General features: G+C 71.3%; 24 protein-coding genes and 1 tRNA gene. 11 read left to right on the top strand and 14 right to left on the bottom strand.

Going from position 1 to position 26,752, the window contains the following annotated elements:
* Positions 1-85: 85 nt before the first annotated feature.
* The 7 genes from rho to B5D60_RS12690 form a co-directional block, all read right to left on the bottom strand.
* Entirely contained in the window at positions 86-2,083 is a 1,998-nt protein-coding gene (gene rho / locus B5D60_RS12720) for a transcription termination factor Rho (RefSeq protein ID WP_078700510.1), read from the bottom strand.
* Positions 2,084-2,241: 158 nt separating this feature from the next.
* A complete protein-coding gene (gene thrB / locus B5D60_RS12715; protein WP_078700509.1) occupies positions 2,242-3,120 on the bottom strand; it encodes a homoserine kinase in 879 nt (292 codons plus the stop codon).
* Positions 3,117-4,181 (bottom strand): threonine synthase, encoded by a 1,065-nt coding sequence (thrC, locus tag B5D60_RS12710; protein WP_078700508.1) that lies wholly within the window; start codon positions 4,179-4,181, stop codon positions 3,117-3,119. The genes thrB and thrC overlap by 4 nt, the downstream gene beginning before the upstream one ends.
* The gene (locus B5D60_RS12705) at positions 4,181-5,488 is read right to left on the bottom strand and encodes a homoserine dehydrogenase (protein WP_078700507.1); all 1,308 of its coding nucleotides are present in this window, start codon (positions 5,486-5,488) and stop codon (positions 4,181-4,183) included. The genes thrC and B5D60_RS12705 overlap by 1 nt, the downstream gene beginning before the upstream one ends.
* A gap of 79 nt (positions 5,489-5,567) precedes the next feature.
* Complete coding sequence (lysA, locus tag B5D60_RS12700) at positions 5,568-6,962, bottom strand: diaminopimelate decarboxylase (RefSeq protein WP_078700506.1); 1,395 nt, start codon at positions 6,960-6,962, stop codon at positions 5,568-5,570.
* A 2-nt stretch (positions 6,963-6,964) separates the two neighbouring features.
* A complete protein-coding gene (argS, locus tag B5D60_RS12695; RefSeq protein WP_078701426.1) occupies positions 6,965-8,626 on the bottom strand; it encodes an arginine--tRNA ligase in 1,662 nt (553 codons plus the stop codon).
* Positions 8,627-8,648: 22 nt separating this feature from the next.
* Positions 8,649-9,029, bottom strand: a complete 381-nt coding sequence (locus tag B5D60_RS12690; protein WP_078700505.1) for a response regulator — start codon at positions 9,027-9,029, stop codon at positions 8,649-8,651.
* A gap of 56 nt (positions 9,030-9,085) precedes the next feature.
* Here B5D60_RS12690 and B5D60_RS12685 point away from each other — a divergent pair.
* From B5D60_RS12685 to B5D60_RS12660, 6 genes are all read left to right on the top strand, one after another.
* Positions 9,086-9,157, top strand: a tRNA-Arg gene (locus B5D60_RS12685).
* Positions 9,158-9,265: 108 nt separating this feature from the next.
* The gene (locus tag B5D60_RS12680; RefSeq protein WP_197684318.1) at positions 9,266-9,709 is read left to right on the top strand and encodes a MarR family winged helix-turn-helix transcriptional regulator; all 444 of its coding nucleotides are present in this window, start codon (positions 9,266-9,268) and stop codon (positions 9,707-9,709) included.
* Positions 9,706-10,335, top strand: a complete 630-nt coding sequence (locus B5D60_RS12675) for a hypothetical protein (RefSeq protein ID WP_078700504.1) — start codon at positions 9,706-9,708, stop codon at positions 10,333-10,335. The genes B5D60_RS12680 and B5D60_RS12675 overlap by 4 nt, the downstream gene beginning before the upstream one ends.
* Before the next feature lie 111 nt (positions 10,336-10,446).
* Positions 10,447-11,328, top strand: coding sequence for an ABC transporter ATP-binding protein (locus B5D60_RS12670; protein WP_231948744.1), 882 nt, complete (start codon positions 10,447-10,449; stop codon positions 11,326-11,328).
* Positions 11,325-12,173: an ABC transporter permease gene (locus tag B5D60_RS12665; RefSeq protein WP_078700502.1), complete on the top strand. Its 849-nt coding sequence runs from the start codon at positions 11,325-11,327 to the stop codon at positions 12,171-12,173. The genes B5D60_RS12670 and B5D60_RS12665 overlap by 4 nt, the downstream gene beginning before the upstream one ends.
* A gap of 62 nt (positions 12,174-12,235) precedes the next feature.
* Positions 12,236-13,273 (top strand): GNAT family N-acetyltransferase, encoded by a 1,038-nt coding sequence (locus tag B5D60_RS12660; protein ID WP_231948743.1) that lies wholly within the window; start codon positions 12,236-12,238, stop codon positions 13,271-13,273.
* Positions 13,274-13,327: 54 nt separating this feature from the next.
* Here the strand turns inward: B5D60_RS12660 and B5D60_RS12655 are convergent, their stop codons facing one another.
* The 3 genes from B5D60_RS12655 to B5D60_RS12645 all read right to left on the bottom strand — a co-directional run bounded on the left by B5D60_RS12655 (position 13,328) and on the right by B5D60_RS12645 (position 16,613).
* The gene (locus tag B5D60_RS12655; RefSeq protein ID WP_078700500.1) at positions 13,328-13,591 is read right to left on the bottom strand and encodes a hypothetical protein; all 264 of its coding nucleotides are present in this window, start codon (positions 13,589-13,591) and stop codon (positions 13,328-13,330) included.
* A 176-nt stretch (positions 13,592-13,767) separates the two neighbouring features.
* Positions 13,768-15,882: a thiamine pyrophosphate-dependent enzyme gene (locus tag B5D60_RS12650; protein ID WP_078700499.1), complete on the bottom strand. Its 2,115-nt coding sequence runs from the start codon at positions 15,880-15,882 to the stop codon at positions 13,768-13,770.
* Positions 15,882-16,613 carry an MBL fold metallo-hydrolase gene (locus tag B5D60_RS12645; protein WP_078700498.1) on the bottom strand — a complete coding sequence of 244 codons (732 nt, stop codon included), beginning with the start codon at positions 16,611-16,613 and terminating at the stop codon, positions 15,882-15,884. Before B5D60_RS12645 ends, B5D60_RS12650 begins: the two co-directional genes overlap by 1 nt.
* Positions 16,614-16,739: 126 nt before the next feature.
* On the opposite strand from B5D60_RS12645, the gene B5D60_RS12640 reads away from it, so the two are divergent.
* The 4 genes from B5D60_RS12640 (at position 16,740) to B5D60_RS12630 (ending at position 22,101) form a co-directional block, all read left to right on the top strand.
* Positions 16,740-17,186 (top strand): OsmC family peroxiredoxin, encoded by a 447-nt coding sequence (locus B5D60_RS12640; RefSeq protein WP_078700497.1) that lies wholly within the window; start codon positions 16,740-16,742, stop codon positions 17,184-17,186.
* Between the two features lie 146 nt (positions 17,187-17,332).
* A complete protein-coding gene (locus tag B5D60_RS12635) occupies positions 17,333-21,142 on the top strand; it encodes a multifunctional oxoglutarate decarboxylase/oxoglutarate dehydrogenase thiamine pyrophosphate-binding subunit/dihydrolipoyllysine-residue succinyltransferase subunit (protein ID WP_078700496.1) in 3,810 nt (1,269 codons plus the stop codon).
* 7 nt (positions 21,143-21,149) lie between these two features.
* Positions 21,150-21,326 carry a DUF6104 family protein gene (locus B5D60_RS16800; protein ID WP_153303010.1) on the top strand — a complete coding sequence of 59 codons (177 nt, stop codon included), beginning with the start codon at positions 21,150-21,152 and terminating at the stop codon, positions 21,324-21,326.
* A gap of 61 nt (positions 21,327-21,387) precedes the next feature.
* Positions 21,388-22,101: an AAA family ATPase gene (locus B5D60_RS12630; RefSeq protein ID WP_078700495.1), complete on the top strand. Its 714-nt coding sequence runs from the start codon at positions 21,388-21,390 to the stop codon at positions 22,099-22,101.
* 17 nt (positions 22,102-22,118) lie between these two features.
* On the opposite strand, the gene B5D60_RS12625 is transcribed toward B5D60_RS12630, so the two are convergent.
* The 3 genes from B5D60_RS12625 to B5D60_RS12615 all read right to left on the bottom strand — a co-directional run bounded on the left by B5D60_RS12625 (position 22,119) and on the right by B5D60_RS12615 (position 24,897).
* Positions 22,119-23,087, bottom strand: a complete 969-nt coding sequence (locus B5D60_RS12625) for a zinc-binding dehydrogenase (protein ID WP_078700494.1) — start codon at positions 23,085-23,087, stop codon at positions 22,119-22,121.
* Between the two features lie 83 nt (positions 23,088-23,170).
* The gene (locus B5D60_RS12620; protein ID WP_153303009.1) at positions 23,171-24,385 is read right to left on the bottom strand and encodes an NAD(P)-dependent malic enzyme; all 1,215 of its coding nucleotides are present in this window, start codon (positions 24,383-24,385) and stop codon (positions 23,171-23,173) included.
* 116 nt (positions 24,386-24,501) lie between these two features.
* Positions 24,502-24,897 carry a hypothetical protein gene (locus tag B5D60_RS12615; protein WP_078700493.1) on the bottom strand — a complete coding sequence of 132 codons (396 nt, stop codon included), beginning with the start codon at positions 24,895-24,897 and terminating at the stop codon, positions 24,502-24,504.
* A gap of 178 nt (positions 24,898-25,075) precedes the next feature.
* Here B5D60_RS12615 and B5D60_RS12610 point away from each other — a divergent pair, with 178 nt between their 5' ends.
* The gene (locus B5D60_RS12610; protein ID WP_078700492.1) at positions 25,076-25,327 is read left to right on the top strand and encodes a WhiB family transcriptional regulator; all 252 of its coding nucleotides are present in this window, start codon (positions 25,076-25,078) and stop codon (positions 25,325-25,327) included.
* A gap of 6 nt (positions 25,328-25,333) precedes the next feature.
* On the opposite strand, the gene B5D60_RS12605 is transcribed toward B5D60_RS12610, so the two are convergent.
* A complete protein-coding gene (locus B5D60_RS12605) occupies positions 25,334-26,728 on the bottom strand; it encodes a sensor histidine kinase (RefSeq protein WP_078700491.1) in 1,395 nt (464 codons plus the stop codon).
* Positions 26,729-26,752: the final 24 nt, after the last annotated feature.

The raw sequence follows: 26,752 nt of genomic DNA, 5'->3' as shown, positions 1-26,752 counted from the left end.
GGCGAGCCTAGCGACGAAGGCCCGGCCCCCTCGCGGGAACCGGGCCTTCGAGGCTCAGCGGTGGCGGCACGACGGCCGCCGGCGATCAGTTCTCGCCGTTGCTCGCGCCGCCGGGCATCGTCTTGTTGATCTCCATGAGGAACTCGACGTTGTTCTGCGTCTTCTTGAGCTTGCCCAGGATGAGCTCGAGGCCCTGCTGGCCGTCGAGACCCGAGAGCAGGCGGCGCAGCTTCCACACGATGGCCAGCTCGTCGCGGGCCATGAGCAGCTCCTCGCGACGGGTGCTGGAGGCGTCGACGTCGATCGCCGGGAAGATCCGCTTGTCCGCGAACTCGCGGCGCAGGCGCAGCTCCCAGTTGCCGGTGCCCTTGAACTCCTCGAAGATGACCTCGTCCATGCGCGAGCCCGTCTCGATGAGCGCGGTGGCCAGGATCGTCAGCGAGCCGCCGTCCTCGATGTTGCGCGCCGCACCGAAGAACTTCTTCGGCGGGTACAGCGCCGAGGAGTCGACACCGCCGGACATGATGCGTCCGGAGGCGGGCGCGGCCAGGTTGTAGGCCCGGCCCAGGCGGGTGATGCCGTCCAGCAGCACGACCACGTCGTGGCCCAGCTCGACGAGGCGCTTGGCGCGCTCGATCGCCAGCTCGGCCACGGTGGTGTGGTCGGAGGCCGGACGGTCGAACGTGGAGGCGATGACCTCGCCCTTGACGGTGCGCTGGAAGTCGGTGACCTCCTCCGGACGCTCGTCCACCAGGACGATCATCAGGTGGCACTCGGGGTTGTTCTCGGTGATCGCGTTGGCGACCTGCTGCATCACCATCGTCTTGCCCGCCTTGGGCGGCGAGACGATGAGGCCGCGCTGGCCCTTGCCGATCGGCGAGACGAGGTCGATGACACGACCCGTCAGGCCGCCGGCCTGGCCCTCGAGGCGCAGGCGCTCCGACGGGTACAGCGGCGTCAGCTTGGAGAAGTCGACGCGGCGCTTGGCCTCGTCGGCGTCCGACCCGTTGACCGAGTCGACCTTGACCATCGGGTTGAACTTCTCCTTGCGCTCGCCCTCACGGGGCTGGCGCACCTGGCCGGTGATCGCGTCACCGCGACGCAGGCCCAGCTTGCGCACGAGCTGCATCGAGACGTAGACGTCGTTCTCGCTGGGCAGGTAGCCCGTGGTGCGCACGAACGCGTAGTTGTCGTGGATGTCGAGGATGCCCGCGGCGGGCACCAGGACGTCATCCTCGGTGAAGGTGGGGTTGTCCTCGAGGCCGCGGCCGGTGCTGCCGCCACGGTTGCGGCCGCGACGGTTGCGACGGCGTCCGCCGTCGTCGTCCTGGTCGCGGTTCTGATCGCGGTTCTGGTCGCGGTTCTGATCGCGACCCTGGCCGCCACCCTGGGTGCGCTGGCCGCCACCTTGGCGGTCCTGGCGGTCCTGGCGGTCCTGGCGGTTCTGGTTGCCGCCCTGGCGATCCTGGCGGTTCTGGCCGCGGTTGCCCTCGCGCTCGCCGGACTCGCGGTCACGACGATCGTCCTGGCCCTTGTCGGCCTGCTTCTCGCCGCGCGAGCGGTCGCTCTGGTCCTTCTCGGCCTGCTTGTCGCCCTGCGAGCGGTCACGCTGGCCCTGGTCGGACTGCTTCTCGCCCTGATTGCGCTCACGGCGGCTCTCGCCCTGGTCGGACGTGTCGGCCGGGGCGGCGGTCTCGGGGGCGTCGACCTCACGCGACTCGGCCTTCTCGACCGGGGTGGAGGACTTGGGGGCACCCGCGGCGCGGCTGGCGCGCGCCGGGCGCTTGGTCGTCTTGGTCTTGGTCTTGGTCTCGGCCGGCACGTCGATGAGCGTGTCCTGGCTGTCCTGGCTGGCACGGGGCGCCTCGACCGGCTTCGCGTCACCGCGGGCGGTCTTGATGGCGTCGATCAGCTGACCCTTGCGCATCTTGGCGGCACCCTCGATGCCGAGGCCGGCGGCGATCTCCTGGAGTTCGGCGATCACCTTGCCGCCGAGCGCTCCCCCAGCCTTGCGGGGGGCCTTCGCGGGGGCCTTGTCGGCACCGTCCGCGGGCGTGGGATCGACCGTGGTTGATTCCGTCACACGTTGTCCTTTTTCGGGAGGCCACGCTTCCTGGGTGGGCGCCTATCGGGTTGACCGACGTCGCGTCTCGTTCAGGTTCGCCCGTATCCGACGGGCTGAGAGGTGGCATGGTGTCGGGGAGAGAGACTCGACTCCGACGCCTTCACTGTAACACGCACTCAGGGCCGCAAGTGCGCACCTTCGGCCGACACGCGCAGCTCGCGTCGCAGCCATCCTCGAGGGCTCCAGTCGCCCAGACTGTGCGCGAATGCCAGCACCGTGGGCCCGGCACCGGAGATGACCGCCGGCACGCCCTCGACACGCAGCTGGCGGACCAGCTTGTAGGAGTCGGGCATCGCCTCGGCACGGTAGGGCTGGTGCAGCCGGTCCTCGGTGGCCGAGATCAGCCGCTCGGGCGCGGAGGTGAGCGCGGCCACCAGCAGCGCCGTGCGACCGGCGTTGAAGGAGGCGTCGCCATGAGGGACCTGCTCGGGCAGCAGGCCACGGGCCACGGACGTGGCGACCGGCTCGGGCGGGACGAAGACGGTGACGTCGGCCTCGACGTCGAGCCGCAGAGTCTCGGCCGCGGCACCCTCGATCCACGAAATGGCGAAGCCGCCGAACAGTGCCGGTGCGACGTTGTCGGGATGACCCTCGAGGTCGGTGGCGAGGCCGAACAGCGTCGTGTCGTCGACGCGCTCGTCGCCGCCGACGACCAGGGCGCGCGCGAGCACGACACCGGCCGCGATCGCCGCGGCCGAGGAACCCAGGCCGCGGCCGTGGGGAATCGTGTTGCGGCACGTCAGGTGCAAGCCCGCGGGCTTCTCGCCGAGGAGGTCGAACGCGGTGTCCATCGCGCGGTACAGCAGGTGGGTCTCGTCGCGCGGGACCTCGTCGGCGCCCTCGCCCTCGATGTCGAACGTCAGGCCCGAGGTGGTGACCTCGGCCGTGACGTCGTCATACCAGGACAGGGCCATCCCGAGGGAGTCGAAGCCCGGTCCGAGGTTGGCGGTGGTGGCCGGGACCCGGACGGTCACCGGCCCGTCGACGAAGGTCATGCGAGTCCGGCCGCCTCGGCGGCCGCGTGCACGTCGGCGTCGACGACCGTGTCGACGATGGAACCGATCTGGGACAGCGGCGTGTCGATGTCCTTGAGGCCGTGCCCGGTGACGGTGACGGTGATCGTGAGGCCCGTGGGCACCTCGCCGGCCTCGACGGCGGCCAGGAGGCCGGCCACGCCGGCGGCGGACGCGGGCTCGACGAAGATGCCCTCATGGCGCCCGAGCTCGCGCTGGGCGTGCAGGATCTGCTCGTCGCTGACGGCGTCGATCCGGCCACCCGACTCGTCGCGGGCGTTCTCGGCCAGGGTCCACGAGGCAGGGTTGCCGATCCGGATCGCGGTGGCCACGGTCTCGGGGTTCTTCACGACCTCGCCCCGCACGAGCGGCGCGGCGCCGGCCGCCTGGAAGCCCCACATGCGCGGACGCGAGGAGGCGTCGCCGGACTCGTGGTACTCGACGAAGCCCTTCCAGTACGCGCTGATGTTGCCGGCGTTGCCGACCGGGAGGACGTGGATGTCGGGGGCCCGGCCGAGCACGTCGACGATCTCGAACGAGGCGGTCTTCTGGCCCTCGAGACGCATCGGGTTGACCGAGTTGACCAGCGCGACCGGGTACTCCTTGGCGAGCCCACGCGACATGTCGAGGCAGTCGTCGAAGTTGCCGCGGACCTGGATGATGTCACCACCGTGCATGACGGCCTGGGCCATCTTGCCGGCCGCGATCTTGCCCTGGGGCACGAGCACGATCGGGGTGAGCCCGGCGCGGGCGGCATAGGCCGTCATCGACGCCGACGTGTTGCCGGTGGAGGCGCACACGACCGCCTTGGCGCCCTCGGCCACCGCGGCGGAGATCGCCGTGGTCATGCCGCGATCCTTGAAGGAGCCGGTGGGATTGTTCCCCTCCACCTTCACCCAGACGTCGCCGCGGACGAGGCCGGACAGCCACGCCGAGTGGATGAGCGGCGTGCCGCCCTCCCCCAGCGACACGACGGTCGCGCCCGGCTCGAGCGGGATCCGGTCCCGGTACTCCTCGATGACTCCGCGCCACGGGCTGGCCATCACGACACTCCTTCGACTCGCATGACCGACGAGACCCCGCGCACCATCTCCAGGTCGCGGAGCTGTCCCACTGTCGCCGCCAGTGCGGCGTCGTCGGCCTCATGGGTGACGACGACGAGTTGGGCGTCGCCGCCGCGGCCCTCCTGGCGGACCGTCTTGATCGAGACGTCGTGGACGGCGAACGCCTCCGCGACGGCGGCCAGCACACCCGGACGGTCCTCCACGTCGATCTGGACGTGGTACCGCGTGCGGGCCCGGCCGATGTCGAGCACCTCCACCTGGGCGTGCACGGTCTCGCCGGGGCCGAAGACGCCGTCGACACGATGGCGGGCCACGGTGACGACGTCGCCGAGGACCGCGCTCGCGGTGGGCGCGCCACCGGCGCCGGGGCCGTAGAACATGAGCTGGCCGGCGGCCTCGCTCTCGACGAAGACCGCGTTGTAGGCGCCGCGCACGCTGGCCAGCGGGTGCGTGGCCGGGATCATCGCGGGATGGACGCGCACCGACACCTGGCTGCCCTCGGGGTCGATCTCGCAGATCGCCAGCAGCTTGACGACCGAGCCGATCTCGGACGCCGACGCCACGTCGGCGGCGGTGACCTCGGTGATGCCCTCGCGGTGGACGTCGGCGATGGTGACGCGCGTGTGGAACGCGAGCCCGGCCAGGATCGCGGCCTTGGCGGCGGCGTCGAAGCCCTCCACGTCGGCGGTGGGATCGGCCTCGGCGAACCCGAGGCGCTGGGCCTCGTCGAGCGCGTCGTCGAAGCCCGCGCCGGTGGTGGTCATGGCGTCGAGGATGAAGTTGGTGGTGCCGTTGACGATGCCCAGGACCCGCTCGACCCGGTCGCCGGCGAGCGACTCGCGCAGCGGGCGGACGATCGGGATGGCCCCGGCGACGGCGGCCTCGTAGTAGAGGTCGCGCTCGGCCTTGACCGCCGCCTCGTAGAGGGTGTCGCCGTCCTCGGCCAGCAGGGCCTTGTTCGCGGTGACGACCGACGCACCGCTCTCGAGGGCGGCCAGGATGAGCTCGCGCGCCGGCTCGATGCCGCCGATGACCTCGATGACGACGTCGAGGTCGCCCCGCGTGACGAGCGCCTTGGCGTCGGTGGTGAACAGCTCGGAGGGGATGTCGAGGCTGCGCGTGCGCTCGAGGCGGCGGACGGCGATCCCGACCAGCTCGACCGGAGCGCCGACGCGGCGGCCGAGCTCCTCGGCGTCGCGCAGGAGGAACCGGGCGACCTCGGTGCCGACGACACCACAGCCGAGCATCGCGATGCGGATCGGGCGGGCGGGAGCGGACGTGGTCACCGGGCAAGACTAGCGGCGACGTGCTGCCGCTCGTGCCCCTGTCCGGGACCGCGCCGGTCGGCGCGGGGACGGCGTCAGATCACTCGACGTCGAGGGCGAGCAGGTCGTCCTCGGTCTCGCGGCGCAGGATGAGACGCGCCTCACCGTCGCGCACGGCCACGACCGCCGCGCGCGGCACGTGGTTGTAGTTGCTGGCCAGCGAGCGGCAGTACGCCCCGGTGCCGGGCACGGCCAGCAGGTCGCCCGCGGCGATGTCCGACGGCAGGAACTCGGACTTCACCACGATGTCACCGGACTCGCAGTGCTTGCCCACGACGCGGGCGAGCGCCGGGCGGGCCTCGGACTCGCGCGACGCGAGGGTGCACGAGTAGTCGGCGCCGTAGAGCGCGGGCCGGATGTTGTCGCTCATCCCGCCGTCGACCGAGACGTACATCCGCGAGCCGCCGCCGTCGAGGCCCACGGCCTTCGTGGTGCCGACCTCGTACAGCGTGAAGGTGGAGGGGCCGGCGATCGCGCGGCCGGGCTCGATCGAGAGCTGGGGGACGTCGATCCTCAGGGCGGCGCACTCGTCGGTGACGATCTTGACGATCTCGCGACCCAGGTCCTCGGCGGGCCGGGGGTCGTCCTGCGTCGTGTAGGCGATGCCGAAGCCACCGCCGAGGTCGAGCTCGGGCGCGGTGACGCCCAGCTCGCGGGCGATCTGGTCGTGCAGCCGCAGCACCCGGCGCGCGGCGACCTCGAAGCCGTCGGTGACGAAGATCTGCGAGCCGATGTGCGAGTGCAGCCCGAGGAAGTCGAGACCGTCGGCGGCCAGCACGCGGCGGACGGCCTCCAGCGCGGCGCCGTCGGAGATCGAGAAGCCGAACTTCTGGTCCTCGTGCGAGGTGGAGATGTACTCGTGGGTGTGCGCCTCGACGCCGGCGGTGACCCGCACCATCACGGGGGCGCGCACGCCGAGCTCGGCACTGAGGGCGGCGAGCCGGTCGATCTCCTCGAACGAGTCGATCACGATGCGGCCGACGCCGACCTTGAGGGCCCGGCGCAGCTCGGCGACCGACTTGTTGTTGCCGTGGTGCCCGATGCGGGCGGGCGGGAACCCGGCGCGCAGCGCGACCGCCAGCTCTCCCCCGGTGCACACGTCGAGGTTCAGGCCCTCCTCGGCGATCCAGCGGGCCGTGGCGACGCACAGGAACGCCTTGCCCGCGTAGTAGACGTCGGCGTCCGGGAACGCCTCGCGGAAGCCGCGGGCCCGCGCCCGGAAGTCGTCCTCGTCGACGACGTAGAGCGGGGTGCCGAACTCCTGCGCCAGGTCGGTGGCCGGCTCGCCCGCCACGGTGAGGACGCCGTCGATCTTGCTGACGTTGGCCGACCACAGGTGCGGCACGAGCTCGTTGGAGTCGTCGGGCTCGCGCAGCCACTCCGGTCCGCGGGTGCCGGCCTGGCCGTGCAGGGCGCCTGCCTCGTGCGATCGCATCGTCACATCCGTTCCGGCGCCGAGACGCCCAGCAGGTCGAGCCCGGTGGCGACCACCTGGCGCGTGGCCGCGACCAGCACGAGCCGGGCGCGGTGGGTGTCCGTGGGCTCCTCGTCGCCCTGCGGGAGGACCCGGCAGACGTCGTAGAACTTGTGGAACGTGGAGGCCGTGTCCTCGAGGTACCGGGCGACCCGGTGCGGCTCGCGCAGCTCGGCGGCACGCGCCACGACGCGCGGGAACTCGGCGAGGGCCCGCAACAGGTCACCGGCGCGGTCCTCGACGAGCAGCGACGGGTCGAACCGGTCGAGGTCGGCGGTCAGGCCGAGGTCGGCGCCGTTGCGGATGATCGACGAGAGCCGCGCGTGGGCGTACTGGACGTAGTACACCGGGTTGTCGTTGCTCTTGCGCGTCATCTCCGCGACGTCGAGCGTGAGCGGCGAGTCGGCCGGGTAGCGGATCAGCGTGTATCGCAGCGGGTCCACGCCGATCAGGTCGATCAGCTCACGCAGAGAGACGATCGTGCCCGCGCGCTTGCTGAGCTTGAGCTCCTTGCCCTCCTGCATGATCTTCACGAGCTGGCCGATGAGGACCTCGATCTGCTCGCCCGGGGTGTCACCGACGCAGGCGGCCATCGCGTTGAGGCGTCCGACGTAGCCGTGGTGGTCGGCGCCCAGCAGGTAGATGCAGGTGTCGAAGCCGCGATCGCGCTTGTCGACGTAGTAGGCCGTGTCGGACGCGAAGTACGTGAGCTCGCCGTTGCCGCGCAGCAGCACCCGGTCCTTGTCGTCGCCGAAGTCGGTGGTGCGCATCCAGGTGGCGCCCTCGGACTCGAACAGCCGGCCCTGCTCCCGCAGCTTGGCCATGCCGCGCTCGACGGCGTCGGACTCGTGCAGCGAGCGCTCGGAGAACCAGACGTCGAAGTGGGTGTTGAACTCGGCCAGCTCGGACTGGTGCTCGCCCAGCTGCAACGCGTAGCCGGCCTCGCGGAACGCGACCAGCTGCTCGTCCTCGGGCAGGCTCGTGATGCCCGGGTCGGCCGCGACGATCCGCGCGGCGAGGTCGGCGACGTAGGCACCGAGGTACCCGTCCTCGGGCGGCTCCTGGCCGTGGGCCCGCGCCATCAGCGAGGCGCCGAACTTGTCCATCTGGTTGCCGCGGTCGTTGATGTAGAACTCGCGCGTGACCTCGTCGCCGGCCGCGGCCATGACGCGACCGATCGCGTCGCCGACGGCCGCCCAGCGCGTGTGGCCGAGGTGCAACGGACCTGTGGGGTTGGCGCTGATGAACTCCATGTCGACCTTGCGGCCGGTGGCCGGGGCGTAGCCGTAGGACTCCCCCGCCTCGAGGACGTGGCGGGCGATCTCGCCCTGCGCGCCAGCGGCGACGCGGATGTTCAGGAAGCCCGGGCCGGCCACCTCGGCGCCGGCGATGCCGTCGGACGCGGTGAGCTCGGCGGCGAGCAGCTCGGCGAACGCGCGCGGGTTCATTCCGGCCTTCTTGCCCAGCTGCATCGCGATGTTCGTGGCGTAGTCGCCGTGCTCCTTGACCTTCGGTCGCTCGACGCGGACCTGGGCGGGAACCGGGTCGGGAAGGGTCACGCGGCCCGCGTCCACGAGGGACGTCAGGGCGGCGACGATGGCGTCGGAAAGCTGGTCGGGGGTCACCGGCACAGCCTATCGGCGTGCGCTACTGCCGGGATTCGAGGACCCGGTGCACGGTCGCGACGAGCGTGTCGGGATCGAACGGCTTCGTGACGTACTCGTCGACGCCCGCGGCGGCGGCCCGGTTGAGGTCGATCTGCTGGCTCTGGGTGGAGACCATCACCAGCCCGACGCCGGCGTACCGGGAGTCGGAGCGGATCCGCGTGATGGCGGTGACGCCGTCCATGCGCGGCATCATCATGTCCATCGTGATGAGGCCCGGCAGCTCGTCGAGGGCCGCGAGGACGTCGAGACAGTCCTGTCCGTCCTCGGCCTCGATCACGTCGAAGCCTGCCAGCTCGAGATTGGTGCGGATGAGGAAACGAATGGACGCCGTGTCGTCGACGACCAGCACGGTGGGGGGCACGGCTACAACCTACTCGTGCGCTACCGTTGGTCCTCGCGGCATCCACACCGCGAGCGGCCCCCGTAGCTCAGGGGATAGAGCACCGCCCTCCGGAGGCGGGAGCGCAGGTTCGAATCCTGCCGGGGGCACGCTGCAACACCTTGGTCCGTCCGTGGAGGGCGGACCTTCTGCGTTTCCCCCTCCTGGCCCCGCGACTAGATTCGTGTACGAAGCACATAGTGAAGTAGGCTCACCATGTGACCCGCGAACCGACCGCCGTGCTCGACAAGCTGCTCCACCTCTCGTCGCTGATGGCGTCCGACCTGGGCCGCTTCGAGCAGGAGTCCGGGCTCACCACGGCCCGCACCCACGTGCTCTGGACGCTGGGCCACGCCGGTCCCGTCACGCAGCAGGCGCTCGCGAGCGCACTGGAGGTGACGCCACGGAACGTCACCGGGCTCGTGGACGGCCTCGTCGCCTCAGGACACGTCACCCGCGAGCCGCATCCCACCGACCGGCGCGCCACCCTCGTGACCCCGACCGAGCTCGGCGAGCGCACGATCCGCGACCTCCGCGAGAGCCACACCGATCTCGCACGACAGCTCTTCGGGGACGTGCCCGACCGCAGGCTGGCCGCGTTCGAGTCCACGCTGGACGAGACCATCGCGACCTTCCTGCGCCTGATGGAGGAGACCACGTGAGTGGGCGAAGGCTGCTCGACCTGGCCCGGGAGGCGCTGCTGCTGGAGCTGGCGCTCTACCGCTCCCTCGCGCGCTGGATCGCACGCCGCCCCGACGTCCCGGCCGGCGCGACGCCGATCGGCTACGCGCAGCTCGTCGGCCCGATGCTGTGGCTGTGGATCTTCGGCTCGGCCACCGAGACGGTCGCGGTCGAGCTGGTGCTGCGCCACGTCGACGCCGCCTGGGCCGACGCCATACGGCTTCCGTTGCTCGTGCTCGGCATCTGGGGCGTCCTGTGGATGCTCGGGCTGCTGGCGTCCTACCGGGTCCGCCCGCACCTGCTGCACGACGACCGGCTTCGGCTGCGCTGCGGCGCCCGGACCTGGGTCGACGTCCCCCTCGCCGCGGTGGCGGCGTGCCGGCTCGTCGAGCACGACCTGCCGGGGACGATCCGCTCCGTGCACCACGAGGACGGCCTGCTGCTCCTCGGTGTGAGCGGCCGGACGAACCTCGAGCTCGAGCTCACCGGCGTCACCACGTTGCGGTCGTCCAAGGGAGAGCTCGTCGCGTCCCGGGTGGGGCTCTGGGTGGACGCACCGCGCGACGTCGCGCGCGAGATCGCCCCGTTGATCGCCGCCCGTCCGTGAGCGGCGCGGCCTTGTTGCCGGCGCCGCGACCGTATTAGGTTCGGACGAACCGCCCCCGTCGAGAGCGAGCCCGTGGACCCAGCCCCAGCACACCATCCCCCAGTCGTCGCCGTGTCCGGACTCCGCATGTCGTACGGCCCGCGAGAAGTCCTCAAGGGCCTGGACTTCGAGGTGCGCCGCGGCGAGGTGGTGGCCCTGCTGGGCCCCAACGGCGCCGGCAAGACCACCACGATCGAGATCCTCGAGGGCTTCCGCAAGCCGTCCGACGGCGAGGTGCGCGTCCTCGGCGAGTCGCCCCTCACGGCCGACGAGACCTGGCGCTCACGGGTCGGGGTCGTGCTCCAGTCGTGGCGCGACCACGGCCGGTGGCAGGTGCGCGAGCTGCTGGAGCAGTTCGGCTCGTACTACGCGCCGTACGCCACGTCCGACCACGCCCGCCCCTACGACACCGACGAGCTGCTCGAGCGGGTCGGCCTGACGCCCCAGGCCGGCTCGAAGGTCAAGTCGCTCTCGGGCGGCCAGCGCCGCCGGCTCGACGTCGCGATCGGCATCGTCGGCCGTCCGGAGATGCTGTTCCTCGACGAGCCGACGGTGGGCTTCGACCCCGTGGCCCGGCGAGACTTCCACGCGCTCGTGCACCGGCTCAGCGACCTGGAGGACACCACCATCCTGCTGACGACCCACGACCTGAACGAGGCGGAGAAGCTCGCCGACCGGATCCTGATCCTCAACCACGGCCGCATCGTGGCCGACGGCAGCGCAGCCTCCCTCGCCGAGCAGATCTCGGGCACCACCGAGGTGCGGTGGACCCACCACGGCGAGGCCCACGTGCACACCACCGCCGACGGCACCGCCTTCGTGCGCGACCTCCTGGCCCGGCACCCCGACGGGATCGCCGACCTCGAGGTCCGCCGGTCGACCCTCGAGGACACCTACCTGGCGATGGTGGCCCGGCACGAGGAGTCCGAGGAGCCGCGGGAGGTCGTCGCATGAGCGCGGTCGACGTCGCCGTCCGCTCCGGCATGCGCCGCGGCTGGATCGAGTTCCGCAACAGCCTCCGCGCGCCCGAGGACCTCATGTACTACGTGCTGCTCAACGGGATCCTCGCGGTCGTGCTGTACCTGAACCGCGACAACATGATCGAGGACGCCGACATCAGCGTGGCCCACTTCATCGTGCCCAACGCCCTGGCGATGATGGTGGTCTTCGGCGCGGCCTACGGGCTGGCCACGGTCGTGGTGACCGAGCGCGAGGACGGCACGCTGCTGCGAGCGAAGAGCGTTCCGCGCGGCATGCGCGGCTATGTCGTCGGCCAGTCCGCCCGGGTCACGTACGAGACGGTCTTCGGCTCCGCGATCATCCTGGTGGCGGCCACGGCACTCGTGGACGGGCTCTGGCACCGCGGCGTGCCGGGGCTCGTCGGCGTCGTGGGGCTGATCGTGCTGGGCCTGCTGGCCTGCGCTCCGATCGGGTTCGTCCTGGGCTCGATCTTCAAGAACCCTCGCTCCGTGGGTGGCTGGGGCATGGTCGTCATCGGCGCCCTGGTCTACGCCTCGGGGATCTTCAGCACCGGCGGCCTGCCCCGTTGGGTGGAGATCATCGGACAGCTCTTCCCGCTTCACTGGCTGGCAGCCGGCATGCGCGCGGCCCTGCTCCCCGACTGGGCCGCGAGCCTCGAACCCGGTGGCGAATGGCGGGTCTGGCAGGCGGTCGCGGTGCTGACGGTGTGGGCCGTGATCGGGCTGGTCCTGGCTCCGCGACTGCTGCAGCGCATGGCCCGGCGCGAGTCCGGATCGGCCGTGGCGGCGCGCCGCGACAAGGCCCTCACACGGGTCTGACCTGCGAGCGGCGCGTCGGGGCGGAGGCGACGCCTCACGGCGTTTCCACCACAATGGTCCCGATGCCAGACACCACGAGCGCGATCCACCAGGACCTTCCCACCCTCCCTGCGCCGTGGCGCGCACGGATTCCCGGGTACGCCGACATCGAGGCGCTCGTCGCGCTGCGACGGCTCGACGAGCTGCAGGGAACGGGCGAGGCCCACGTCGATCCGGCCGGGATCGAGTCCGAGGTCGCGGGCCAGGCGAGCTGGACCCGCCGGCAGCTCGTCGCGGTCGGCGACGACGACGTGCCGCGCGCCTGGATCACGGTGCACGACCGGGCCGCGGGGCGGGCCCTGATCTGGGGCTACTTCGACCGCGACGTGCCCCAGGTCGACGAGATCGCCGCGGCGTTCTACCGCTGGGCCGAGGAGGCGGCGGTCGCGATGGCCCGCTTCCGCGGCATCACCGCCACGCGGCTCGACGAGAGCCCGTTCGCCGACGACACGCGCCAGGCCGGTTGGCTGATGGACGCCGGCTACAGCAAGCGCCGGACCTGGCTGCACATGCAGCGACCGGTCACCCCGGAGGAGGCCTCGCTCGAGCCCCGCGCCGGCGTCAGCGTCCGGCCGGTCGAGCGGCACGAGAACGGGATGCCCGTCGCGGCAGACCTGCAGGTCGTGCACCAGATGCTCGAGACCTCCTTCCAGGACCACTTCAACTCGTACCGCGAGAGCTTCTCGGAGTTCGTGCAGCGGCTGCGCGAGGATCCCGGCCACAGCTGGGACCACTGGTGGCTGGCGTACGTCGACACCGACGGTGGCCACCCCGTGCCCGCGGGCACCGTCGTGTGCTCGTCCCTCACCGCCCCCGAGGGTGGCGCGCCGGGCACCTACGTGGAGTACATCGGCGTGAACCGGGCCGCACGCGGCCGGGGCGTCGCCAAGTCGTTGCTGGCCACCGCGATCGCCGACGCGGCCCGCAACGGGCGCGACCGCGTGGCGCTCGAGGTCGACGCGGACTCCCCCACCAAGGCCGACGAGCTCTACCGCTCGCTGGGCTGGGAGACGGACTACGTCACCGAGTCCTGGTTCAAGGACCTCGACCTCACCGACTGACGGGGACTGATCCTTCGACCTTCGGGTCGTCCCAGCGACGTCTGGGTACCACGGTCAGTCGCTCCCGGCCGGGCTCGTCCGCTCCCGCAGCCACGTCGTGGTCCCGGGCGCCATCCCGCGCGACTTCGGGGTGCGGTCGACGGGCGTGACGATGAGCGCCTCGTCGCCGGGCAGCGACCACTTCAGCGCGTGGTAGACCACCGAGAGCGTCTCGGCGCTCTCGATCAGCAGCAGGCCCGGCGCGATCGGACGCGCCTCCTGCCACGGGCCGTCGAGATCGTCGGGCTCCGCCGCGGTCCACGCCAGATACACGGTCACGCGCCCATCCTCGCGAAGCCGGCGAACTCCTGCACGGCTCAGGCCGCTGCGGTGTCCCCGCCTGCCCTCACGGGAGGTGCGCCCCGCGCAGTCCGCTCGCAGGATGCCGAGCAGCGGGATGTGGCCGCCGCGCCGACCGACCGCGAGTGGCGCAGACCGGGGTAGCGACCGCGGGCTCAGGCCAGCAGGGCGAGGGCGGCGCGCACGATCTCGTCCTCGCCGAGGAGCACCTGGTCGGAGGCCGGGCCGAGCGGGATGAAGCTGTCGGCGCTGGCGACGCGCGCGATGCGGCCCGGGTGGCGGCCGGCCACGAGGGCGCTCACGACACCCTCACCCACGCCGCCGGAGCGACGGGTCTCGTCGACCACGAGCACCGCACCGAAGCCGCGGCACGCGTCGACGATCCGCTCCTCGGGCAGCGGCGCCAGCCAGCGCAGGTCGACGACGGTCGCCTCGATGCCCTGGGCCCGCAGGGCCTCCGCGGCCCGCAGGCTCATGAACGTGCCGTTGCCGAACGTGACCAGCACGATGTCGCGGCCCTCGCCGTGCACCCCGAGCTCCCCGGGGGCGATCACCGCACCGTCCGACGCGGCCGCGGTCCACAGGCCGTCGCCCTCCGCGTGCAGGTCGCGGGAGTGGTAGCGCGCGATCGGCTCGAGGTACACGCACACCTGCCCCTGCCGGGCGAGCTCGTGGCAGGCCCGCAGCAGTCCCGGGGCGTCGGCGGGATGGCTCGGGACCGCCAGCACCAGCCCTGGGATGTCGCGCAGCACGGCCACCGAGTTGTCGTTGTGGAAGTGACCGCCGAAGCCCCGCTGGTAGGCCAGCCCGGCCACGCGGACCACCATGCCGTTGCGGTACTGGCCGGCCGAGAAGAATGCGAGCGAGGCCGCCTCGCCGCGCAGCTGGTCCTCCGCGTTGTGCAGATAGGCCAGGTACTGGATCTCGGGGATCGGCACGAACCCGGCCAGCGCCGTGCCGAGGGCCGTGCCGAGGATCGTCTGCTCGTCCAGCAGCGTGTCGAAGACGCGCTGGCCACCGAAGCGCTTGCGCAGGCCGCGCGTCACGCCGTAGACGCCGCCCTTGACCGCCACGTCCTCGCCGAAGACCAGCGTCTCGCCGTGTTCCTCCAGCAGCTCGGCGAGGGTCGCGTTGATCGCCTGGGCGAGGGTGCGCCGCGGGCCGGCGGCCACCTCCCCGGGCACCGATGCGACGGAGGGCAGCGCGAGGGGCGCCATGACGGCGGGACGCGACTCCAGGCGTGCCTCCCCGATGATCGCCTCGGCCCCCTGCATCACCGTCCGACGCATCTCCTCGTAGACGTCGAGTGCCTCGGCTCCCGTCATCGCCCCCGCGTCGACCAGCACCCGGGCGGTCGCGACGAGCGGGTCGTGGACGTGGTCGGCCTCGATCCTGCGCCGGGTGCGGTAGGCGATCTCGGTGTCGGAGCCCGCATGACCGAGGAACCGGACGGTGCTCAGGTGCAGGACCCCGGGCCGGCGGCTCGCGCGCACCTCGTCGAGCGCGTCCCGCGTCTGCGTCAGCAGGCCGACCGGATCGTCGCCGTCCGCGGCCCGGTAGCCGATCCCGGGGAGGCGCTCGAGCATCGCGCCCGGCCATCCCACGGGCGACGCGGTGCTGATCCCGATGCGGTTGTCCTCGCACACGAAGAGCACGGGGCACTCCAGCCCTCGGTGCGTGAGGTAGGCCGCGGCGTTGAGCGCACCGACCGCGGTCGAGTGGTTGACCGAGGCGTCTCCGAAGCTGCACAGCACGACCGCGTCCTCGGGCCATGCGGTGTGGCGGCCCAGCCTCCGGGCGAAGCCGAGCCCGAGCCCCAGCCCGACGGCCCGCGGCAGGTGCGAGCTGATGGTGGAGGTCTGCGGGATGATGCTGAGCGCCGGATGACCGAAGACCTTGTGCCGCCCGCCCGACATCGGGTCGCTGCGGGCGCTGGTGAGACTCTGCAGGATCGCTCGTACACCGTCGTCACGCCCGGCCTTGGCCGACCGCGCCGCGTACAGCCCGCCCGAGCGGTAGTGCAGCAGGGCCGGGTCGGTGACCTCCGACAGCAGGCCGAGGGCAGCGTTGCTCTCGTGCCCGGCCGAGCCGATCGTGTAGTGCCCCTGGCCCTGGGTCTGCAGCCAGCGCGCCGCGAAGTCGAGGTGCCGGCTCTGGACCTGGGCGGCGAACAGCCGGCGCAGCGCCTCGACGTCCGCCTCGCGGTCCGCGCCGGCGTCGGCCTGCAGCGTCGGCAGCACGCGGACGACGTACTCGTCGATCGTCTCCATCAGTGACTCAGCGCCTCGCCGACGGCCTGCGCGATCGGCACGTGCGCGACGGGGCCATGACCCGGCAGCACGAGGTCGGCGTCGAGCAGGGCCAGCTCCGGCAGCGTCGCGCGCAGCCGGGCGGTGTCGTGGTGGAAGAACGCGTCGATCGTCTGCGGACCCCCGACCCGGCTGAGGGAGTGCCCGGTCACGAGCGCGTCCCCGGTCGCGACGGCCCGCTGCTGCGGGAAGTACAGCGCCTGGTGTCCCGACGTGTGGCCCGGCAGGTGCACCGGGACGGGCGAGCGGGCGATGTCGAGCGGCTGCCCCGGCACGACGGCCTCGACCTCGTCGACCCGCGGATGCCCGGACGCGCCGAGGCGGGCGATGCCCAGGGCCCAGCGCAGCACCCGGGGCCGCCAGGCGCGCACGAGGACGTCGGCCGTCGTGGCGCTCTCGACCCGCTCGCCCCGGAGCATCGGCAGCTCCTCGGCCCCGGCCAGCACCCGCACGCCGCGGGCGGCCAGCGCGGGCATCGACCCGGTGTGGTCGACGTGGTTGTGCGTCACCACGAGCGCCTCGACCTGCTCCATCGTGGCGCCGGCGCGCCGGACGGACTCCTCCACGAGGGCCGCCTGGCCGGGGTAGCCGCAGTCCACGAGCGCCACGCGATCGCCCTCGACCAGCACGATCCAGTTGACGAACTCGGTGTGCGCGAACCAGATGCCGTCCGCGACCTCGGTGACCTCCACGGCTCGAACCTAGGAGCCCGTACGGGCGCTGTCCACGGACGCGCCGTGCAGACCTGTCCAATCGTGGCTAGCGTCGAGAAGGAACACCCACCTGAGCACCATCACCCCAGCCACAGGAGGCCCCTCATGCCCACTCGTACTGCACGCACCGCCTGGGACGGCGGCTTCGAGGACGGATCCGGCCAGGTCGAGCTGACGTCCTCGGGCCTGGGCACCTTCGAGATGTCGTTCCCGAAGCGCTCGTCCGACGACGGCGGCGGCGCCACCAACCCCGAGGAGCTGATCGCGGCGGCCCACAGCGCCTGCTTCACGATGCAGTTGACGGCGCTGCTCGGACGCGCCGGCGCCACCGTGAACGCGGTGGAGACCTCCGCCGACGTGACGCTCGGCCCCGACCCCGACGGCGGCTTCCGGATCACCCGGATCAGCCTCACCGTGAGGGCCGAGGCCGAGGGGATCGACGCCACCGAGTTCCAGCAGGTGGCCGACGAGGCCAAGGAGACGTGCCCCGTCAGCAAGGCACTCGACGGCGTCGACGACATCAGTCTCGACGCCACCCTCGAGACCGCCTGAGCCCGCCGGGCGTCGATTGACGTCCGTTCATCGACGGGTTGCCTGACCTGCCTGCGTTGTCGTAGGCCCGCGCGTTACCCTGTGATGAGTCCACCATCCGTGCGCGATCACGCGAGCGATTTTCCCCGGAAGAGGCGATTCAGGCCGTGGCCGAGTCCTCCCCCACCGCGTCGGCGACCGACGCTTCCCATCCCGACTTCGGCAGCAACGAGTGGCTGGTCGAAGAGATGTACGACCAGTTCACCGCCGATCCTTCGTCGGTCGGCGACGAATGGGCCGACTTCTTCCGCAAGGGAGGGTACGGCTCCAACGGTGACTCCAACGGCGTGACCGAGAGCCGGCAGTCGGCCGGGGACCAGCAGTCCCCGCCGAAGTCCGAGTCGTCCGAGACCCGGACCGACGAGCCGGCGCTCGAGCCCTCGAAGCAGCAGGCCGAGAAGCCGGCGACGCCCGCGAAGGCACCGTCCGCGCGCGCGGCCGAGGAGAAGGACCCGCCGGCTCCGGCCGCGGCTCCGCCCACCCCGAAGCCGGCAGCCAAGACGCAGCCCGCCGCGGCCAAGGAGCCCACGAAGGACAAGCCCGCCGAGCAGCCCACCGGCCCCGGCGAGGTCGAGAAGGTCATCCTGCGAGGCGCCGCCGCGCGCACCGCGACCAACATGGACGCCAGCCTCGCGGTCCCCACCGCCACCAGCGTGCGCTCGGTGCCGGTCAAGCTGCTGTTCGACCAGCGCGTCGTCATCAACAACCACCTCGCCCGCGCCCGTGGCGGCAAGGTCTCGTTCACGCACCTGATCGGCTACGCCGTCGTGCAGGCCGTGAAGTCGATGCCCGAGATGAACACCGGCTTCGAGTACAACGAGAAGGGCAAGCCGGTCCAGCTCAACCCGGAGCACATCAACTTCGGGCTCGCGGTCGACGTGCAGAAGTCCGACGGCACGCGTCAGCTGATGGTGCCGAACATCAAGGCCGCCGAGACGATGGACTTCGCGCAGTTCTGGCGCGGCTACGAGACCATCGTGCGCAAGGCCCGCGACAACAAGCTCGAGGTCAGCGACTTCCAGGGCACGACCCTGAGCCTGACGAACCCCGGTGGCATCGGCACCAACCACTCGGTGCCGCGCCTCATGGCGGGCCAGGGCCTCATCGTGGGCGTCGGCTCGATGGACTACCCGCCGGAGTTCCAGGGCGCCTCCGCCGACACGCTGTCGCAGATGGCCGTATCGAAGATGATGACCCTCACCTCGACCTACGACCACCGCGTCATCCAGGGCGCGCAGTCGGGCGAGTTCCTGCGTCGCGTGCACCAGCTGCTGCTGGGCGCCGAGGGCTTCTACGACGACATCTTCACGTCGCTGCGGATCCCCTACGAGCCCATCCGCTGGGCCCAGGACATCTCGGTCAACCACGACGACGACGTCGACCGCCAGGCCCGCGTGCTGGAGCTCATCCACTCGTTCCGCGTCCGTGGTCACCTGATGGCCGACTCGAACCCGCTGGAGTACCGCCAGCGCACCCACCCCGATCTCGACATCGCGTCGCACGGGCTGACCCTGTGGGACCTCGACCGCGAGTTCCCCGTCGGCTCGTTCGGCAAGGCCTCGGGCAAGCGCTTCATGAAGCTGCGCGAGATCCTGGGCATCCTGCGCGACTCCTACGTCCGCACGATGGCCGTGGAGTACATGCACATCCAGGAGCCCGAGGAGCGCAGCTGGTTCCAGGAGCGCCTCGAGCGCCCGCACGTCAAGGAGCCCCGCGAGGAGCAGTTGCGGATCCTGCAGAAGCTCAACCAGGCCGAGGCCTTCGAGACCTTCCTGCAGACGAAGTTCGTCGGCCAGAAGCGCTTCAGCCTCGAGGGCGGCGAGACGATGGTCCCGCTGCTCGACGAGATCTGCGAGGGCGCAGCCGCCGACGGCCTCGAGGAGGTCTGCATCGGCATGGCCCACCGCGGCCGCCTCAACGTGCTCGTGAACATCGCCGGCAAGGACCCGGCCAACGTGTTCCGCGAGTTCGAGGGCAACATCGACCCGCGCACCGTCCAGGGCTCCGGCGACGTGAAGTACCACCTGGGCGTCGACGGCGAGTTCACCTCGATCCGTGGCGACAAGGTCAAGGTCTCGGTCGCGGCCAACCCGTCGCACCTCGAGGTCGTCGACCCGGTGCTCGAGGGCATCGCCCGCGCCAAGCAGGACGTGCTGAACCGCGGCGAGGACTTCCCGGTGCTGCCGGTCCTCGTCCACGGAGACGCGGCGTTCGCCGGCCAGGGCGTCGTCGCCGAGACGCTCAACCTGTCGCAGCTCCGGGGCTACCGCACCGGCGGCACGATCCACGTGATCGTCAACAACCAGGTCGGCTTCACCACGAGCCCGTCGGCGTCGCGGTCCTCGACCTACTGCACCGATGTCGCCCGGATGATCCAGGCGCCGATCTTCCACGTGAACGGTGACGACCCGGAAGCCTGCATCCGCGCCGCGCAGCTGGCCTACGAGTACCGCCGCACGTTCCACAAGGACGTCGTCATCGATCTCATCTGCTACCGCCGTCGCGGCCACAACGAGGGCGACGACCCGAGCTTCACGCAGCCGCTGATGTACGACACGATCGAGAAGAAGAAGTCGGTGCGCAAGCTGTACACCGAGGCTCTTGTCGGTCGTGGCGACATCACGCTCGAGGAGGCCGAGGAGGCGCTGAAGGGCTACCAGAAGCTGCTCGAGCAGAACCTGGCGAAGGTCAAGCAGGCCCAGCACGCCACGGGCTACTCGCGCACCCCCGACTACCCCGAGAAGCCGTACGACGAGGAGCTCGTCACCGCGATCACCCCCGACACGCTCAAGGCCGTCTCCGACGCCTACACGAACGTGCCCGAGGGCTTCACGGTGCACCCGAAGGTGCTGCCCCAGCTGCAGCGCCGCGCGGCCTCGATCACCGCCGGCCCCATCGACTGGGGCACCGGCGAGATCATCGCCATGGGCTCGCTGCTGCTCGACGGGCGTCCCGTGCGCCTCGTCGGCCAGGACTCGCGCCGCGGCACGTTCACGACGCGCTTCGCCACGATCATCGACCGTCTGGACGGTGCCGAGTGGACCCCGCTGCAGCACGTGGGCGAGGACCAGGCGTCGTTCTACATCTACGACTCGCTGCTGAGCGAGTACGCCGCGCTCGGCTTCGAGTACGGCTACTCCGTGGCCCGTCCCGAGGCGCTGACGATGTGGGAGGCCCAGTTCGGCGACTTCGTCAACGGCGCCCAGTCGGTCATCGACGAGTACATCAGCTCGGGCGAGACCAAGTGGGGCCAGAAGTCCGGCGTCGTGCTGCTGCTGCCGCACGGCTACGAGGGCCAGGGCCCGGACCACTCCTCAGGCCGCATCGAGCGCTTCATGACGCTCGCTGCCAACGACGAGATGACGATCGCCCAGCCGTCGACGCCCGCGTCGTACTTCCACCTCCTGCGCCGGCAGAACCTGCAGTCGCAGCACCGTCCGCTCATCGTCTTCACGCCGAAGTCGATGCTGCGCAACAAGCTGGCCGCGAGCCAGCCGGAGGACTTCACCTCCGGCACGTTCCGTCCGGTCATCGGTGACGACACGGTGGATCCGAGCCGCGTCGAGCGCATCATCCTGTGCTCGGGCAAGGTCACGTGGGACCTGATGACCGACCGCAAGAGCCGCGAGGGCGACAGCCCGCGCACCGCGATCGTGCGTCTCGAGCAACTCTACCCGCGTCCGCTGGCCGAGCTCAAGGAGGAGATCGCGAAGTACCCGAACGCCCGCGAGATCCGCTGGGTCCAGGACGAGCCCGAGAACCAGGGTCCGTGGCCGCACGTCGCGCTGTACCTGCGCGATGCGCTCGGCCTGCCGATGAGTCAGGTCACCCGCCCGGAGTCCTCGGCTCCGTCGGTGGGCTCGCACGCGGTGCACGTCACCGAGTTCAAGGACCTGATGAACCGGGCCTTCGCCTGATCCGACGATGTACTTCACCGATCGGGGCATCGAGGAGCTGACGGCCCGCCGCGGGGAGGAGGAGGTCTCCTTCGCGTGGCTGGCCGAGCAGTTCTCGATCTTCGTCGACCTCAACCCCGAGTTCGAGGTGCCCGTCGAGCGGCTCGCCACCTGGCTGGCCCGCCTCGACGACGACGAGGACTGACCGCCGCTCGCCGAACGTCGTTGTGCCGCTCGGTGTCGGTCCCGGCCACTAGGTTGCTCCCGTGGACTTCGATCAGCCGCCCGTCGTGCGGGTCACCGGCACGGAGCCGGGCGACTGGTCCGCCTCGATCCCCGCGGTGAGCCAGCTGGTGCGCGACGGCCTCGACCTCGGCCCGGGGGTCACGTTCCTCGTCGGGCAGAACGGCTCGGGCAAGTCCACGCTCGTCGAGGCGATCGCCGTCGCGTACGGCCTGTCGCCCGAGGGTGGCTCCGCCTTCGGTCGCCACCAGACCCGCGAGACCGAGTCGTCACTGTGGCAGGACCTGACGATCCAGCGTGGGGTCGGCAGCGGCCGATGGGGCTTCTTCCTGCGCGCCGAGACGATGCACGGCTGGTACTCCTACCTCGCGGACCACCCGGGCGGCAATCCTCACGAGCCCGACTTCCACGCGATGAGCCACGGCGAGTCCTTCGTGGCCCTGTTGCAGCACCGCTTCGACGGGGCGGGGTTCTACTGCCTCGACGAGCCGGAGGCCGCCCTCTCGTTCTCCAACACGCTCGCCCTGATGGCGACGCTCGACCGGATCACCCGCGACCGGGGCCAGGTCCTGTGCGCGACGCACTCCCCCGTCCTGGCGTCGCTGCCGGGGGCGCGCATCCTCGAGGTCGGCGAGTGGGGCTGGCGCGAGACGGCCTGGGAGGATCTCGAGCTGCTGCACCACTGGCGCGCTTTCCTCGACCGCCCTGACAGGTACCTGCGGCACCTGCTCGACTGACGTCCGAGCGCGGCGGGTCAGCGGGTGAGGACGATCTTGCCGAACACGTCGCCGTCGATGACCCGCTGAAGGCCCTCGGCGGCGTTCTCCATGGGGATCTCGGCGTCGATCAGCGGCGTGGTGCCCGTGACGGCCATGAACTCGGCCAGCCGGCGCAGCTCTTCGCGGGTGCCCATCGTGGAGCCGTGGACGCGCATCTGCTGGAAGAAGATCCGGGTCAGCTCGGCGTGGGACGGGGCGTCCCCCGAGGTGGCGCCGGAGATGACGAGCGTGCCGCCGGGACGCATGGAGCGCACCGAGTGCGACCACGTGGCCGCACCGACGGTCTCCATCACGGCGTCCACCTTGACGGGCAGCCGGGCACCGGACTCGAACACCTCGTGCGCGCCGATCTCCAAGGCGCGCCGGCGCTTGTCCTCGTCGCGGCTGGTCGCGTACACGCGGAAGCCGGCCGCGCGGGCCAGCGTGATCGCGGCGGTGGCGACGCCTCCCCCGGCACCCTGCACCAGCACCGCGTCGCCGGGGCTCAGGTCGGCCTGGGTGAACAGCATCCGGTAGGCGGTCAGCCACGCCGTGGGCAGGCACGCGGCCTCGGCCATCGAGAGTCCGGCCGGCTTGGGCACCACGTTGCGGCGCGGCACGGCAACCTTCTCGGCGAAGGTGCCCTGGTGGCGCTCCGACAGCAGCGAGCGGCGGGGGTCGAGCGTCTCGTCGCCCACCCAGTCCGGATCGCTGATCACGGCGTGCACGATGACCTCGTTGCCGTCCTCGTCGAAGCCGGCGGCGTCACAGCCCAGGATCATCGGCAGCGACTCCTCGCGCAGACCGACGCCGCGCAGGCTCCACACGTCATGGTGGTTGATCGAGGCGGCCTTGACCGTGACCGTGGTCCAGCCGGCGGGCACCTCGGGATCGGGCCGCTCGCCCACCACCAGACCGTCCAGCGGGTTCTTGGGGTCCATCGAGGCGGCGTAGACGGCGAACACGAGCGATCTCCTGGGGTCGGGGCGACAACTACGGGTGCGACCCTAACCGGATCGCGCTCCGCCCGCCCGCGAGGGTGGGCCGATCAGTAGGGGCGACGCGCCAGGCCGTCGCGCCGGGCGGTGTCGGTGACCGCGCGGGCGACCGCCTGCGACACCCGGGGGTCGAACGGCGAGGGGATGATGTGGGTCTCGGTCAGCTCGTCGTCGTCCACGAGGTCGGCGATGGCACGGGCCGCGGCCAGCTTCATCGACTCGGAGATCGTCGTGGCGCGCACGTCGAGCGCGCCGCGGAAGATGCCCGGGAACACCAGCACGTTGTTGAGCTGGTTCGGGAAGTCCGAGCGGCCCGTGGCCACGATCCGCGCATGACGGTTCGCGACGTCGGGGTGGACCTCGGGGTTCGGGTTCGCCAGCGCGAAGATGATCGCGTCGGGGGCCATCCTCGCGACGGCCTCCTCGGGCACCGTGCCGCCCGAGACGCCGACGAAGACGTCGGCCCCGTCGAGGGCGTCCGCCACCGAGCCGGGGCGGGCCCAGTCGGCGGTCTCCTCGGCCAGGAACTGCTTGACCTCGTTCAGGTCGTCGCGCGCGGGCGTGATCACGCCGGTGCGGTCGACGACGCTGATCTTGCGCACGCCGGCCGAGCGGAGGATCTTCGTGATCGCCACGCCCGCCGCGCCCGCGCCGGAGATGACCACCTTGATCTCGTCGGGCTCGCGGTCGGTCAGGCGCAGCGCGTTGTAGAGGCCCGCGAGCACCACCACGGCGGTGCCGTGCTGGTCGTCGTGGAAGACCGGGATGTCGAGGCGCTCGATGAGGCGGCGCTCGATCTCGAAGCAGCGAGGGCTGGAGATGTCCTCCAGGTTGATGCCGCCGAAGGTGGGGGCGAGCCGCACGATCGTCTCGACGATCTCGTCGGTGTCGGTGGTGTCGAGCGCGATCGGGATGGCGTCGACGCCGCCGAACTGCTTGAACAGGATCGCCTTGCCCTCCATCACCGGCATCGCGGCGGCGGGACCGATGTCGCCCAGGCCCAGGACGGCCGTGCCGTCGGTGACGACGGCGACCGTGTTGCCGACCCACGTGTACTCGTGCGCGATCTCAGGATCGGCGGCGATGGCCTCGCACACCTTCGCGACGCCCGGCGTGTAGGCCAGCGACAGGTCGTCGGCGTCCGCCACGGGTACCGTCGAGGCGACTTCCATCTTTCCGCCGCGGTGCAGCGAGAAAACGGGGTCGTCGTGTTCGGTGAGCGTCATGAGCAGGTCAGCATCGATCGGGTCGAGTTGGGTGGACATGGTTCCTCGCGCAGCGTGGGACTACAGGTGCGGGCGGCGCCGGTCCGGCTGCCGGGTGCGGTGTCTTTCCGCGGGTGAGGACGGGGTGTGCCCCAGCGTCAAGTCTCGCACACGGGTCACGCCTCGTAGTCGTCGGCCAGCGCCCGGCGAGCCGGGCCCGTGGCCAGGGATCCGAGGACGACCAGGGCCGACACGGCGATCGCCACCGCGACCGCGCGGTTGTCCCCCGTGTTGGGGTCGGGCTGGCGCAGCGACCAGGCCAGTCCGAGACCGATCAGCTGGGCGACCACCGCGGGCCCCCGGGCGACGTGGGCGCCGCGGGCCAGACCCACGGCCGCCGCGACCAGGCCGGCGCCGACCAGCAGCAGCAGGATCCCGATCCCGACCCCGACGGCGATGCGTCCGGAGACCAGGCCGCTCAGGTCGAGCACCGCCAGCACGAGGAAGACCAGGCCCTGCAGGGCGACGACGACCGCGGCCGTGAGGAGAGGGATACGAGTGGAGACGGGCACCGTCTCAGGCTAACGCGGCGTGAACGCAAGCAATTTCCGTGTTACGAATATGTGACGTTTCCCTCAGAACCAGTCCGCCGACAGTGGTTGTGGACTGTGGAGAACCTTGCGAAACTGGACGAGCGTGCGCCCCGGTGCGCGGTTTCCCCCCACGTAAGCAGCCAAAGGAGTCATCCGTATGGATTGGCGTCATCGTTCGGCCTGTCTGGACGAAGATCCGGAACTGTTCTTCCCGATCGGCAACACCGGCCCGGCGATCCTGCAGGTCGAAGAGGCCAAGCTGGTGTGCCGTCGCTGCGACGTGCGTGAGCAGTGTCTCCAGTGGGCACTCGAGTCCGGCCAGGACCACGGCGTGTGGGGCGGCCTCAGCGAGGACGAGCGCCGCGCGCTGAAGCGTCGCAACGCCCGCGCTCGCATCCGCACCGCCTGATCGGGCTCACAGCCCGAACGCGATCGTCACGGTCGTGCCGCCCGACGGCATCGACTCGTAGTCGAGCTCGCCCTTCAGCTCCCCCCGCACCAGCGTCGACACGATCGACAGCCCCAGACTGAGCGTCGGATCGAAGTCGTCCGGCAGGCCCCGTCCGTCATCGCTCACGCGCAGCCGGATCCGTCCGCGGATCCGGTTCACCGCGAGCATCACCCGGCCGCCCTCCGGCCCGAACGCGTGCTCCGCCGCGTTCTGCACGAGCTCGGTGAGCGTCATCGCCAGCGGCGTGGCGATCTCGGCGGGCACGAGCCCGAACGAGCCGACGCGCTCGGCCTTGACCACGCCCCCGCCCACGTCCAGCACGGTGCGCAGCAGCGTGTCCGCGATCGCGTCGAACTCGACTGACTCGTCGAACGACTGGCTGAGGGTCTCGTGCACCAGCGCGATGGATCCCACCCGGCGCTCGGCCTCCTGCAGGGCCTCGCGCGCGGCGGGGATCTCCATCCGGCGGCTCTGAAGCCGCAGCAGCGCCGCCACGGTCTGCAGGTTGTTCTTCACCCGGTGGTGGATCTCGCGGATCGTCGCGTCCTTCGAGACCAGCTCCCGCTCGCGCAGCCGCAGCTCGGTGACGTCACGCAGCAGGATCAGCGAGCCGGTCGCCGCTCCCCCGCTGCGCAGCGGCATGATCCGCAGCAGCATCGATGCGCCACCGCTCTCGATCTCCGCCTCCGCCTCGCCGGCCCCGAACAGCGTGCTGAAGGGCCGGTCGGCATCGGCGCCGATGAGGTGCGTCGTCAGGTCGATCAGGTCGGCGCCGCGCAGGTCGCCGGTGTAGCCCAGCCGCCGGTAGGCCGACAGGGCGTTCGGGCTCGCGTAGGCGACCAGTCCGTCGGCGTCGGTGCGGACGAAGCCGTCGCCCACGCGCAGGGAGTCGGCCAGCTCGGACGGGACGCCCGGCAGCGGGAACTCGCCGCGCTGGATCATCTCGAACAGCTCCTCGCTCGTGCGCTGGTACGCCGACTCGAGGGCGCCCGCCGCGCGGCGGTCCGTGGCGGGGCGGCGCGTGACGATCAGCGCGATCCTGCGACCGGCCCACATGACCGGCACGGGCGTCTGGACGACCACGGCACCGTCGGCCAGGACCTCGTCGCCGATGTCGGACAGGTCGCGCGGGACGAACGTGCCCACGACGTCCTCCAGCAGCGTGGTGGGACCGGTGGTCGGACGGATCTGCGCGGCCGCCCACATCCCCTTCTCCTCGGCGTCCTCCACCCACAGGACGAGGTCGCTGAAGGACAGGTCGGCGACGATCTGCCAGTCGGTCACCAGCAGCTGCAGGCGATCGATCTGCGCGGTCGTGAGAGCCGTCTGCGCGTCGGCAATGTCTTCGAAGGAGGGCACGTTCCGAGCCTAGGGCTCCGCTGG

It is taken from the genome of Aeromicrobium choanae (genome assembly GCF_900167475.1).
In the GTDB taxonomy this organism is placed as follows: domain Bacteria; phylum Actinomycetota; class Actinomycetes; order Propionibacteriales; family Nocardioidaceae; genus Aeromicrobium; species Aeromicrobium choanae.
Note: the sequence above shows the minus strand (reverse complement) of the source record. Positions and strands in the feature narration are given on the sequence as shown.

What these genes read in the sequence shown, in the direction of transcription:
- B5D60_RS12650 (WP_078700499.1), bottom strand. Translation starts at nt 15,882, where the DNA reads ATGGAGACGATCGACGAGTACGTCGTCCGCGTGCTGCCGACGCTGCAG.
- thrC (WP_078700508.1), bottom strand. Translation starts at nt 4,181, where the DNA reads ATGGCCAGCCCGTGGCGCGGAGTCATCGAGGAGTACCGGGACCGGATC.
- thrB (WP_078700509.1), bottom strand. Translation starts at nt 3,120, where the DNA reads ATGACCTTCGTCGACGGGCCGGTGACCGTCCGGGTCCCGGCCACCACC.
- B5D60_RS12660 (WP_231948743.1), top strand. Translation starts at nt 12,236, where the DNA reads ATGCCAGACACCACGAGCGCGATCCACCAGGACCTTCCCACCCTCCCT.
- B5D60_RS12640 (WP_078700497.1), top strand. Translation starts at nt 16,740, where the DNA reads ATGCCCACTCGTACTGCACGCACCGCCTGGGACGGCGGCTTCGAGGAC.
- B5D60_RS12620 (WP_153303009.1), bottom strand. Translation starts at nt 24,385, where the DNA reads ATGTCCACCCAACTCGACCCGATCGATGCTGACCTGCTCATGACGCTC.
- B5D60_RS16800 (WP_153303010.1), top strand. Translation starts at nt 21,150, where the DNA reads ATGTACTTCACCGATCGGGGCATCGAGGAGCTGACGGCCCGCCGCGGG.
- B5D60_RS12665 (WP_078700502.1), top strand. Translation starts at nt 11,325, where the DNA reads ATGAGCGCGGTCGACGTCGCCGTCCGCTCCGGCATGCGCCGCGGCTGG.
- B5D60_RS12610 (WP_078700492.1), top strand. Translation starts at nt 25,076, where the DNA reads ATGGATTGGCGTCATCGTTCGGCCTGTCTGGACGAAGATCCGGAACTG.
- lysA (WP_078700506.1), bottom strand. Translation starts at nt 6,962, where the DNA reads ATGCGATCGCACGAGGCAGGCGCCCTGCACGGCCAGGCCGGCACCCGC.